Consider the following 12,062-nt stretch of genomic DNA (forward strand, 5'->3'; position numbering starts at 1 on the left):
GGTACAAAACGCGGCCGGGTTTGCCTACTGGCCGCCCGCGCCGCTACCCCCGGGGGCCGCATCGAAGCGCAGCCAACCCAGCTGATTGATAGGTTCTTCCACCAGTACACGCAGTACATGCTGACCGGCCGGGAGCGTAGGGGTAGTAAGGGTGATGGTAGCCCAACCGGCGCCGGGCGCTACGGTGGCAGTGCCCAGGGGTGCATTGTTGAGGCGCAGGGCCAGCCGGCCGGAGGTAGCGCCCGGCTGCAGGCGCAGGGCGGCAGTGTAGGAGCCCGGTGTCTTTACGATTACGGTATAAGCCAGCCACTCACCAGAGGTTAAATGACTCACGGCAAAGCCGTTGGGAGCATCCGGACAGGCCGCAATATCCACTCCATCGTTGCGGTAGGCGCCGCCGTGGTTGGTGGGCTTCAGCTCGCGGTAATCGGTGCGGGCGGCATACTCATCGTGGTAGGCCACGCCGTTGCGCCCCAGGTCGTAGTCGGTGGCCGCAATAGTGCCCGGAATGGTAAGCGCCGCGAAAGGAGCTTGCGTGGCCGGCTGGGTAAGGGCCGCCAGCACGTCGCGGTTTACCTGACAATTGGCAAACTGCACGTTGCGCAGTAGAGCAGCCCGGCCCTCAGGGGTCAGAATGCTGCCGTAGGGCTTCACGCGCAACAGTCCGGCGCCAGAGTCCACGCGCTTAATGTTCCAGTGGCACCACCCAATGTGGTGGGCATTCAGGCCTTGCACGGCGGCGGCAAACCACTCGTTGGAGTTTTCGCCGGTTTCGCCTACCCACACCGGCACCTGCCACTGGTCGCGGAAGGCAACCAGGTTCCGGATCAGGTTGATTTGGTTGGCGTTGGGGTCGGCGGCTTCGGGCGTGTTAGGGCACCAGTACCGGTGGGCGTTGTACACCAGGTTGCTTTTGTCCTTAACGGCCAGCTTATCGGGGGTCAGGTTGGTGTACTCGTTGCCGTACCCGTTGCCCTCCAGTACCAGCAGGTGCTGGTCGTGCTGGGCGCGCACCGCGTTGATCAGGCGGGCATACAGCGCGCTTAACTCCTGATTGTCAGCCGACAAACCGTTGCTTGCGTTAAGGTTATGAGGCTCGTTCAGGAGGTCATACATACCAATGCGGGCATCGTGCTTGTAGCGGGCGGCCAGTTTTTCCCAGAGGCGTACGGTTATGTCTTGGTAAATAAGGCGGCCTTTCGCATCGCGGCGCTTCCACAAGTCCAGGGGCCGGAAGTTGTCGTTGATGTTCCGGTCGGTGCCCTGGCCGCCGGGGGCCGCGTGCAGGTCCAGAATTACGTACATCTTGTTGGCGGCGCACCACTCCGCTACCTGGTCAATGAGCCGGAACCCCTCCAGGTTTTTAGCGTCCGCGAACAGGCGGCCTTGGTCGTACCAGCGGCTGAGCTGCTCCACGTAGGCCGTAAGTTGCTGGTCGTTGCGTGGGTCGCGGATTACCGCCGTGCGGGCCCGGCGCTGCTCCGGAGTCAGGAACAGGTCGTAGTGGAAAGGCAGGCGCACGGCATTAAACCCCTGCCGGCCCAGAAAGTCAATATCGGCTTTGGCAATGAAGTGCTGGCGGTACTGGCGGTAGAAGTCTTCCACCTGAGCCTCGGGCATGGTACGCAGCAGCCCCTGCCGGATGCGCCACTGGCAGTTAAGCGTATCGGTTTGCAGAATGTAGCTTTCCTGCAGCAGCCACCCGCCCACGTTGTAGCCCCGCAGCACTACCTCCTGGCCCTGGGCATTGATAATGCGAGAACCCGCCGCCCGGAGCGCGGTAAGTGCCTGCCCGAAGCCCGGCTGGGCCCCCAAACTCAGGAAAGCCAGCAGCAGCCCAAGGCCGCGCCGGGCGGCTGCCGCGCCCCAGCGTGGCCGCGTAAATTGGCAATTCATGTGCGGAAAGGGTTAGAGGGAAGAGGACGGGGTAGTGAAATGAGAAAAACAGGGCGGAGATACCCCGCCCCTTTTCCGATTTTCTCACTCATTGTAATCTGGCTGCTACCCCTGTGGAAAGCCCGAAGTCAAGCAGGTCCACGCCGGGAAGGCCCGTTTTCCTTATTGCTATTGAGGGGAGTGCCGCCGAAATCATGGGCTCTAGTTCTGGCGCTACCCGTTGCCGTAGCGCGAAGGCGCCCACAGTAGCCTGCCAAGGCGGCCCGACGGCCGGGACAGGGCCCAGCCACCTTTCTTTGTTTGGCTGGGCGTTACCCATACCGGTAGGAAGCCGGGCCGCGTGAAACAACGTCGTGCAGGGCCCGGGCCGGGAGGTATTTTCTGCTAGGCTGTCACCAAATATATCAGCGGCCGGCGAATAAAAACAAGCGTCAAAAATGCGTTTTCAGCCCGCAAACTCGTTTTTGGAGCACTCCGCACGCCTTCTTATACACCTACTGCACACGCAGAAAACCACGCCCTGGGCTTGCGGCGACAAGCTCCGGCAGATAAGCCGCAGTTAGGCAACAACCAAAAAACCGGCTGGCTCGGGAAATATTCTTTGGGCAGCCGGGTTGTTGCCTGTTCCAGTCCCGATAAACAATTCCGTGCTGTACCTTGTGTTGAAACGCGGGCCGGCTCGTGCGGGCGCGCGTGCTGTGCCAAGTCCGTTTTGTTGTTCTCCGCGCCTTGGCGCCTTCTTTTTTCTTTCCTACCCGTGCCGCTTTCCCAATCTGTTGCTCCCACCCACCCCGTAGCCATTATTGGGGCTGGTATCGGGGGTATTGCTACCGCCGTGCGGCTGGCCGTCCGTGGGCACCGCGTAACGGTGTTTGAAGCGCAGGAGTCGTTTGGGGGCAAAATGCACCAGCTAGAGCTGCCCGGCGGCTACCGCTTCGATGGCGGCCCCTCCCTGTTTACCCTGCCCCACTTGGTAGATGAGCTGTTTACCCTGGCCGGCCGCCGCCCCCAGGACTATTTCCGCTACCAGCGCCTCGACCCCATTACGCAGTACTTCTTTGCCGACGGCACCCGCCTGACGGCCTGGGCCGACGAACCCCGGTTTGCCCGGGAGATAGAAGAAAAGCTGGGCGTGCCGGCCCGGGAGGTACTGCGGTTTTTAGACAGCAGCCGCCGCGCCTACGAGGGCACGGCCGCTACCTTCCTGCACAAGTCCCTGCACAAGGCTGGCACCTACCTCAGCCCCGACGTGCTGCAGGCCCTGGCAGCCCTACCCCAGCTGGGCCTCACCAGCACCATGCACCAGCGCCACGCCGCCGCGTTCCGGGATGCGCGCCTGGTGCAGCTCTTCGACCGGTTTGCCACCTACAACGGCTCCGACCCTTATCAGGCCCCGGCTACCCTCTCGCTGATTCCACACCTGGAGCACGGCCTGGGCGCCTACTACCCCGAGGGCGGCATTTATGCCATAGCGCAAAGCCTGGTGCGGCTGGCCGAGGAGCTGGGCGTGGAGTTCCGCTACCAGGAGCCGGTGCTGGAAATTCTGACGGCGGCAGGGCGGGTAACCGGCGTGCGTACGTCCCGGGAGGTGTACGACTTTAGCCGGGTAGTAAGCAACATGGATGTGGTGCCCACTTACCGCCGCCTGCTACCCCGGCAGCCCGCCCCGGAGCGCACACTCCGGCAGCCCCGCTCGTCCTCGGCGCTTATCTTTTACTGGGGCATTGGGCGGCGCTTTCCCGAGCTGGGCGTGCACAACATTTTTTTCTCCCCGGACTACAAGTGCGAGTTCGACGCCATTTTCCGGGAGCAGACCATCTCCGACGACCCTACGGTGTACGTCAATATCACCTCGGGCCACACGCCCACCGACGCGCCCCCCGGCCACGAAAACTGGTTTGTGATGGTGAACGTACCCCACAACCAGGGCCAGGACTGGCCTGCCCTGGTGGAGCGCACCCGGCAAGCCGTGCTGCGGCGCGTAAGCCAGGCCCTGGGCACCGAGGTGGCCCCCCTGATCCGGGCCGAGCACATCTGGGACCCGCCCGGCATTGAGGCCCGTACGTCCTCGTTCGGGGGGGCCTTATATGGTAGCTCCAGCAACAACACGCTGGCCGCTTTCCTGCGCCACCCCAACTTCTCCCGGAAGCTGGAAGGCCTGTACTTTTGCGGCGGCTCGGTGCACCCGGGCGGCGGTATTCCGCTGTGCCTGCTCTCGGCCCGTATTGTTTCTGACCTGATTGATAACTAGCCGCTCCTGGTCGGGGTCCTTTTTTGCTCTCCGACCGGCTCGCGGCCTACCCCTTTTGCTCATGACCGATACCACGCAACAACTTCCTACGGCTCCCCTTGTCAGCGCCGAGGCGCACCGGCGCCGTTTGCGCTGGGCCCAGGGCGTGTTGCTGCTGTTTCACGTAACCGGCTTTCTGGGCCTGGGTTTTTCCGACGACCCCAGCTTCTACCTGCAGTTCGTGCCCCTGAATCTGCTCCTGACCCTGGGGCTGCTGCTGGCTTTCCAGCCCCGCCGCACCCCGGCCTTCTGGAGCTTCTGCATCGTGACCATGGTAGCAGGCTTTTTCGTGGAGGTGGTGGGCGTGCGCACGGGCCTGCTGTTCGGGCACTACACCTACGGCGAAACCCTGGGCATCAAATGGCTCAACACGCCCCTCATGATTGGCGTCAACTGGCTGATACTCACGTACTCGGCGGGCATCCTGACGCGCTACCTCCCCCTGCCCGGCTTTCTGCGGGCCGTGGTGGGGGCCGTACTGCTCGTGGGCCTGGATGTGGCCCTGGAGCCGGTGGCCGTACGCTACGACTTCTGGAGCTGGCAGTACGATGTCATTCCGCTGCTCAACTTCAAGGGCTGGTTTCTGGTCAGCCTGATCCTGCAGGTGTACTTCAATCGGGTAGAGTTCATCAAGCGCAACCCCCTGGTGCCGTTCGTGTACCTGCTGCAGCTGCTGTTCTTTTTCGGCCTCGGGATGAAGCTCTGAGCCCCGGCCCGCCTACCCCCTCCTACGCAGCAAGCCCCTAGCTTCCGACGGAAGGTAGGGGCTTGCGGTTTCTGCTCCGGGCGGCCCCGCCGGGGCCGGGCCAGCCGGGGCTTTAGCTGATGGACACGCGCACCTTGGCGGTGTACTCACGCAGGGCCGTCTTGAAATCGGTGCCGTGGTCCTGCATGTGGTTGAGGATAAAAATGGCGGCAAACACGTGGGTCAGCTGCTCGCCTTCATCCTCGCCTTCCACCTCGAAAGCCGGCGTTTGCTCTTCCAGCAAGGCCTCTTCGGCGGCTACCAGGCTTTCCAGCGTCTGGGTTTCCACCAGGCGCTTGATAACGGGCATTTTCATGGGGCGGCGCGCTTAGTTGAGGCGGGAAATCAGGCTGGCTACGGCTTCTTCCTTGCTGGCGGCCACGGTTTCTACCAGCTCCCCGTTGCGGAACACGGCAAAGAAGGGCAGGTTGGTTACGCTGGCCAGTTTGCGGGCCTCGGGGCTGGTTTCAGCGTTTACATCCAAAAAGGCAATGCCCTCGTGGGCCTCAGCGAGGCGCTTGAACTTGGGCGAAAACAGGCGGCAGTTACCGCACCAGTCGGCGTAGTATTTCACTACTACTTTCTCGTTGTCCTGCAGTAGTTGTTGGAAATCAGCGTCGGTGGCTTTCGTTACGGGCATTATCTGTTGAAGTTGGTTAATAAAACGCAGTCGGCAGATAAGAATCATTCTCATCTACCGACAAAGGTAAAGCCCGAAAACGACAAAAAAGTTTACCTGGCTTATAAGATTGATTTCCACTCCCGCCTCAGGTTGGCGGCCCGCCCGGAACCCTCCGCAGCGGGCCTCGTTACGTTAGTATCACTTATCCGAATTACTTCCTGCCTTTCTATGCAGCCTATTGTGTTTTTCGGCGACTCGCTGACGGCCGGCTACCAGCTGCGCGCCAGCGAATCGTTTCCGGCCCGTATTCAGGAGAAAATCGACACCCTGGCCCTGCCTTACAAAGCGTATAACTACGGTGTTAGCGGCGAAACCACGGCCGGGGGTCGTCAGCGCATTAGCTCGGTGCTGGGTCGTTTTGAGCGGATTGACGTGTTTGTACTGGAGCTGGGCGCCAACGACGGCCTGCGCGGCATTCCCGTGCGCGAAACCACCCAGAACCTGCAGTTCATTCTCGACGAGGTGCGCCGCGCCCACTCCGAGGCGCGCGTGGTGCTGGTGGGCCTGGAGTTTCCCTTTGATCTGGGGCCCCTGGCCACCTTGGGCGGGGGCCGCATGGGTCACTATGCCCAGGAGTTCAAGGCCTTGTTCCGTCTCTTAGCCGAAAAGAACGAGGTAGCCTTCGTGCCGTTCCTACTCCACGGCGTCATCGGCCAGCGCCACCTCAACCTCCCCGACGGTGTGCACCCCAACGCCGAGGGCCAGAAGATTCTGGCCAACAACGTGTGGACGGTGCTGGAGGGAGTGCTGAGGTAAATGAGGTGATGGGGTAAATGGTGACAAGTAAGAGATGTCATGGTCAGTATTAAGGCTACCTTTTCTCTCTTCCGTAACCAGCCTGATAAACCGACAAGCCCCTGACGTATGGTAGCGTCAAGGGCTTGTCACGTTTTAGGGGGTAGCACATTGGTCAGGAAGGATGGCGTCGTCGGGCCTCCTCGCCATGACACCTGTTACCTATCACCGTTTACCTCATCACCTTACTTCACCTTATACATCCGCTCGTAGTACTCGGTGGCCATGCGGTGCGACTCGAACTCGGGCTCTACCTCGCGCATGCCGGTTTTTACCAGTTCCAGGAATTTCTCGGGCTGGCCGTAGTAGAGCGGCACGATTTCGTTTTCGAGCACATCCAGCACGTTGGTAGCCTCGATGTCGTCCTTCTCTTCATCGGGCTTGGTAATGTCGGTGTGCTCGATAATGAAGCCGTTTTCGCCGTGGCGCACGAACTCCGGAATCCAGCCATCAGCAATGCTCAGGGAGGCCGAGGCGTTCATGGCGGCCGTCATGCCCGAGGTTCCGGACGCCTCGCGGGGGTAGCGCGGGGTGTTCAGCCAGATGTCGGAGCCTTTCTTCAGGGCCGCCGACAAAGCCAGCTCGTAGCCCGTCAGTACGGCGCAGTTTTTCAGGTTTTTGGTTTTCTCGATGATGCTGTTGAACAGCCCGATAGCGCCAAAATCTTTGGGGTAGGGCTTACCCGCCCAAATCACCTGCACGGGGCGCTCCTGGTTGTTTACGATTTCCAGGAACCGCTCGAAGTGGCGCAAAATCAGGTCGGCGCGCTTGTAGCCGGCAAAGCGGCGGGCCCACACCACGGTCAGCACCTCCGGGTCGAGGAGGGTACCGGTCTGGTCGGCCACGATCTCGAAGAGCTGCTTTTTCAACTCCCGCTTCCGGGCCTTCAGAGCCGTATCGTCGCCGGCTTCCAGGGCCGCGTGCAGCTGCTGGTCGCGCCAGTAGGTGCCGTTCTGCGAGTTGGTAATGGCAATAATGGGGCTGATGCCGGCGTAGTGCCCCCACATGTCGTTGGCTACCTCACCGTGCACCTTGGACACGCCGTTGCTGATGCGCGAAAAACGCAGGGCCGTGAGGGTGTAATTCAGGCTGTCGTTTTCCACCAGGCCCAGGCGGTGCACCTCCTCCAGCGGCACATTGCCGAAGAACGACATCTTGTGCAGCAGCTTGACGGGGTGCTCCTCGTTGCCGGCCAACTCCGGGGTGTGGGTCGTGAACACCAGGCGTTTCTTTACCTCCTCCAGGTTGCGGCCGTGCTTGTCGTAGAGGTAGAACGCCAGGGGCAGGCCGTGGCCTTCGTTGAGGTGATACACCTCGGTCTGGCGGCCCAATATATCCAGCAGCTTGCCGCCGCCTACCCCCAGCAGAATGCTCTGGGCCACGCGGGCAGCCGTATCGGCGTCGTAGAGATGGTGGGAGATGGTGCGCGAGAGGTAGTCGTTTTCCGGAATGTCGGTGGTCAGGAAAAACATGGGGGCCGTCCCGAACGTATCGGGGGCCAGGTACAGGGCCTTCACCAGCACTTGGGCGTTGTGGATTTCGATGGGGAACACCAGGCCCGTGTCCTGCAGGAAGCTGTAGTGCTTCAGGCGGAAGTCGGCGCGCATGCTCTGGTCTTCGTTACGGCCCTGGTCGTAATAGCCAAACGACCACAGAATGCTGATACCCACCAGATTCTGTTTCAGCTCATACACCGAGCGCATGTGCGAGCCGGCCAGGAAGCCCAGGCCGCCGGAGTAGGTTTTCAGCGCCTGGTCGAGCGCGAACTCCATGGAAAAATAAGCCGCCGGGGTGCTGAATTCCGGAGCGGGCGTGTACATCTGAAGGTCAAAAGCCATAAAAGGGGGTAAGACAAAATGAATGTGCGGACGGTATGCCCGCTAATTGAATTCACCTACGAATTCAGACTCAAAAAAAGCGGAAAAGTGCAGACTCTACCAGGCCGCTGGCTGCCGGGGGCCTAAAATGCAAACCTGCCACCAGCAAAAGACAAATCAGCATCATCATACGCTTCACCGAAGCCCGAATCTCGGCCTGACTAGTGCTGCCGTTGCCAGCGCGGCCTTACCCGATGGCTAACTCAGCGTAATAAGCAGCTGAGCGCCTAACTGCCTCAGAGCCCATAAGTAAGAAGCGGGCCGCAGCCGGACGGCGGCAAAGCGGGCCAGGGCCGCCGGCAAATAGGTTTTTTCCGGCATTTTTTGCTTTGTTTCCAGAAGAGCGTACTGTCTGGCGGCCAAGCTTGGCCAGAGCGCCCGAAACATAGTTACTGCAACCCTATTAGCCTGCTGAAACCGGGCGGATAAGTAAATCTATCAATACCGAATTATAAATCGGTCAATACATCATCATTGGGGCCGCATTCAACAGTAGCGTTTCAGGCGTGGGGGTGCGTACCTTGCCACTTCCGTTTTCTCATCCCACTCGCGTATGATTTCTGCCCGTTTTCTGCCCCTGTTGGCCGGCGCCGTATTAGCTACCGCTTCGCCCGCCGCTGCCGTTTCTGCTTCTGCTGTTACCGCTGCTACCCCGGCTCCGGCCGCTAAACCCGCCGGTATTCAGCGCATCGACCCTACCTTCTGGTGGGTAGGCATGAAGAACCCCAAGCTGCAGCTGCTGGTGCACGGCCCGGGCATTGCCAACAGCACGGCTACCCTGCGGGCCTATGAGGGCGTGACCCTGGACGGAGTGCAGAAGCTGGAAAGCCCCAACTACCTGCTGCTCAACCTCACCATCAGTGCCACGGCCAAGCCGGGCAAGCTGCAGCTGGAGTTTAAGGGCGACAAGAAAACGACCTACGCCTACGAGCTGCGCCAGCGCACTACCCCCGGCGACCAGCAGAAGGTGCAGGGCCTGACCCAGCAGGACTTTATTTACTTCCTGATGCCAGACCGCTTCTCGAACGGCGACCCGAAAAACGACTACATCAAAGGCATGCGCGCCCCCCAGGTGGCCCGCGACTCGATGTACTCCCGCCACGGCGGCGACCTGAAGGGCATCGAAAACCACTTCGACTACTTCAAGAGCCTGGGGGCCACGGCCCTGTGGATGACGCCCGTCACGGAAAACGACATGCCCAAGGCCAGCTACCACGGTTACGCCCTCACCGACTACTACAACACCGACCGCCGCTACGGCACTCTGGAAGAATACAAGCAATTTGTGGATAAGGCCCACCAGAACGGCCTGAAAGTAGTGCACGACGTGGTACTCAACCACATGGGCAGCAAGAACTACCTGTTCCTGGATCAGCCAGCTAAGGACTGGTTTAACCAGTGGCCCACGTTCACGCGCAGCAACTACAACTCCTCGGCCCTCAACGACCCCTACGGCTCGGAGCTGGACCGCAAGCTCTACAACAAGGGCTGGTTTGACACGACCATGCCCGACGTAAACCAGAGCAACCCGCTGGTAGCTACCTATCTGATTCAGAACTTCCTGTGGTGGGTGGAGTACACCGGCCTCGACGCTTACCGCATCGACACCTACCCCTACTCCGACCCCAAGTTCCTGATGCAGTGGGGCCAGGCCCTGCAGGAGGAGTTTCCGCGGCTGTTCCTGTTTGGCGAGGCCTGGGTGGGCAGCACGGCCCAGCAGGCTTTCTTCGCCCGTAACATCTTCCAGCCCGTCGATGGGTTCAAGTCCAACCTGGAGTCGGTGTTCGATTTCCAGTCGCAGGGCGCTATTCACGATGCGCTGCGCGGCGACCAGCCTAATATGAACCGCCTGTACGAAGCCTTGCAGGGCGACTGGATGTACGAGGACGCCTCCCGCAACGTGACCTTCCTCGATAACCACGACATGAGCCGCTTCTACTCCGTAATAGGGGAGGACTTTGCCAAGTACAAGCTGGGCGTGGCCTGGCTGCTGACGACGCGCGGCATTCCGCAGCTCTACTACGGCACCGAGGTGCTGATGAAGAACTTCTCGAACCCCGATGGCAAAGTGCGCGAGGACTTTCCCGGTGGCTTCGCGGGTGATAAGCAGAACTATTTCACGGCGGCCGGCCGCACGGGCCAGGCCGGCGAGGCGTTTAACTACCTCAGCAAGCTGGCTCTGTACCGCAAGGCAACCCCCGTGCTGGCGACTGGCAAGCTGATGCAGTTCATTCCGCAGGACGGCGTGTACACCTACTTCCGCTACAACGAGCAGGGCCAGGCCGTGATGATCATGCTGAACGGCAACAAGGAAGAGAAGACCGTGGACGGGGTCCGCTTTGCGGAGCGGTTTACCGGGTTTAGCTCCGGCACGGAGGTAGTAACCGGCGCCACGCTTTCTGATTTGAAGTCTTTTAAAATTCCGGGGCGTACGGCTTGGGTGGTGGAGCTAAAGAAGTAGGGGTTAGGGTTCCCGCAGAGGAGCGCAGTGGTTACGCAGAGGTTCGCAGATGCACGAAAACGATATTTCTTACCTGATTCGGAAGGCGTCTTTTGATGTGCATACCGTTTTGGGTCCGGGACTGCTGGAATCGGTATATGAGGCTGCCCTGATCTTTGAGCTCCAGCAAGCAGGATTAAGAGTGCGAAGCCAGGTTCCGCTGCCCATGCTGTATAAGACTCAGCGCATGGAGGTTGGCTTTCGACTCGACTTGTTAGTGGAAGAGAAAGTTATTGTGGAAATTAAGTCTGTAGATACTCTACTCGACGTTCATCACAAGCAACTGCTGACGTACTTAAAGCTTTCCGGCCTTAAGCTCGGCTTACTGATCAACTTCAATGTTTCCCACGTTAAGGAAGGCATAGTGCGCAAAGTCAATGGTCTTACTTGAACTCGGCGAACCTCTGCGCACCCTCCGCGCTCCTCTGCGGGAACCCTAAACCAGAACAACCATGACCGACCTAACCGATAAAGTAGCCATTGTAACCGGTGCCAGCCGCGGCATTGGGAAAGCCATTGCCTTGCTCCTGGCCATGCAAGGCGCCAAAGTGGTAGCCGTAGCCCGCACCGCCGAAGAGCTGGAAGAGCTTACCCTGAAAACCCAGGGCCTCGCCATTCCGGCCGACGTAGCCGATGAAGCCGACGCGGAGTTCATCGTGGCTGAAACGCTCAGCCGCTTTGGCCGCCTCGATATTCTGGTCTGCAATGCGGGGGTGGGCTCCTTCAACCTGCTCGAAAACTTCGAGGCCGCCGAATGGGACCGGATTTTCGACGTGAACGTGAAAGGCACCTTCCTGCTGTGCAAGGCCATGGTACCCCACCTCAAGGCCCAGGGCCACGGCCACATTGTGGGCATTGCCTCCGATGTGAGCAAGCGCACTTTTGAGCACGGTACTGTGTATGGTGCCAGCAAATACGCGCAGGATGCCCTGCTGGGCTCCTTGCGCAAGGAAGTACGGCCCTACGGCGTAAAGGTCAGCACCATTTACCCCGGCATGGTGGACACTTACTTCAACGAATCGAAGCCTGGCAGCACGGAGGCCGAGAAAACCCACCTCAAGCCCTCCGATGTAGCCCAGGCTGTGCGCTACGTGCTGGAAGCCCCCGCCCACGTGGTAGTGGACGAGCTCATGCTCCACCCGCTTACCCAGGAGTGGTAATCTTTCACATGCAGTTGCCAGTTGCGGGTTGTGAGTTACCAGTTCCTCCCTCGCAGGCAGTAGATTACGCTGTGTATTTCTTCCTCAGTTCCAAAATAGCTAACCTGATAACTGACA

The 12,062-nt window shown here is 60.2% G+C and carries 10 protein-coding genes; 6 read left to right on the forward strand and 4 right to left on the reverse strand.

Going from position 1 to position 12,062, the window contains the following annotated elements:
* Positions 1-24 precede the first annotated feature (24 nt).
* Positions 25-1,896, reverse strand: coding sequence for a cellulase family glycosylhydrolase (locus tag GGU46_RS19525; RefSeq protein ID WP_183405249.1), 1,872 nt, complete (start codon positions 1,894-1,896; stop codon positions 25-27).
* Between the two features lie 757 nt (positions 1,897-2,653).
* Between GGU46_RS19525 and crtD the strand changes: the two genes are divergently transcribed.
* Together crtD and GGU46_RS19535 are read left to right on the forward strand one after the other, a co-directional pair.
* Positions 2,654-4,147: a 1-hydroxycarotenoid 3,4-desaturase CrtD gene (gene crtD / locus GGU46_RS19530; RefSeq protein WP_183405250.1), complete on the forward strand. Its 1,494-nt coding sequence runs from the start codon at positions 2,654-2,656 to the stop codon at positions 4,145-4,147.
* Positions 4,148-4,208: 61 nt separating this feature from the next.
* A complete protein-coding gene (locus GGU46_RS19535) occupies positions 4,209-4,892 on the forward strand; it encodes a carotenoid biosynthesis protein (protein WP_183405251.1) in 684 nt (227 codons plus the stop codon).
* Positions 4,893-5,004: 112 nt separating this feature from the next.
* Here the strand turns inward: GGU46_RS19535 and GGU46_RS19540 are convergent, their stop codons facing one another.
* Together GGU46_RS19540 and GGU46_RS19545 are read right to left on the reverse strand one after the other, a co-directional pair.
* Positions 5,005-5,247, reverse strand: coding sequence for a DUF6952 family protein (locus GGU46_RS19540; RefSeq protein ID WP_183405252.1), 243 nt, complete (start codon positions 5,245-5,247; stop codon positions 5,005-5,007).
* A 12-nt stretch (positions 5,248-5,259) separates the two neighbouring features.
* On the reverse strand, positions 5,260-5,571 hold the full coding sequence (locus tag GGU46_RS19545; RefSeq protein ID WP_139925097.1) for a thioredoxin family protein: 312 nt from the start codon (positions 5,569-5,571) through the stop codon (positions 5,260-5,262).
* A 210-nt stretch (positions 5,572-5,781) separates the two neighbouring features.
* On the opposite strand from GGU46_RS19545, the gene GGU46_RS19550 reads away from it, so the two are divergent.
* Positions 5,782-6,369 (forward strand): arylesterase, encoded by a 588-nt coding sequence (locus GGU46_RS19550; protein WP_183405253.1) that lies wholly within the window; start codon positions 5,782-5,784, stop codon positions 6,367-6,369.
* A gap of 224 nt (positions 6,370-6,593) precedes the next feature.
* Here the strand turns inward: GGU46_RS19550 and glgP are convergent, their stop codons facing one another.
* Positions 6,594-8,246 carry an alpha-glucan family phosphorylase gene (gene glgP / locus GGU46_RS19555; RefSeq protein WP_183405254.1) on the reverse strand — a complete coding sequence of 551 codons (1,653 nt, stop codon included), beginning with the start codon at positions 8,244-8,246 and terminating at the stop codon, positions 6,594-6,596.
* A 592-nt stretch (positions 8,247-8,838) separates the two neighbouring features.
* Here glgP and GGU46_RS19560 point away from each other — a divergent pair.
* The 3 genes from GGU46_RS19560 (at position 8,839) to GGU46_RS19570 (ending at position 11,945) form a co-directional block, all read left to right on the forward strand.
* Positions 8,839-10,746 (forward strand): glycoside hydrolase family 13 protein, encoded by a 1,908-nt coding sequence (locus tag GGU46_RS19560; RefSeq protein ID WP_183405255.1) that lies wholly within the window; start codon positions 8,839-8,841, stop codon positions 10,744-10,746.
* Positions 10,747-10,795: 49 nt separating this feature from the next.
* Positions 10,796-11,176 (forward strand): GxxExxY protein, encoded by a 381-nt coding sequence (locus GGU46_RS19565; RefSeq protein ID WP_183405256.1) that lies wholly within the window; start codon positions 10,796-10,798, stop codon positions 11,174-11,176.
* 61 nt (positions 11,177-11,237) lie between these two features.
* Positions 11,238-11,945 (forward strand): SDR family oxidoreductase, encoded by a 708-nt coding sequence (locus GGU46_RS19570; protein ID WP_183405257.1) that lies wholly within the window; start codon positions 11,238-11,240, stop codon positions 11,943-11,945.
* The last annotated feature ends 117 nt before the right edge of the window (positions 11,946-12,062 follow it).

The sequence above is a fragment of the Hymenobacter latericoloratus genome (genome assembly GCF_014199535.1).
Taxonomy (GTDB): Bacteria; Bacteroidota; Bacteroidia; order Cytophagales; family Hymenobacteraceae; genus Hymenobacter; species Hymenobacter latericoloratus.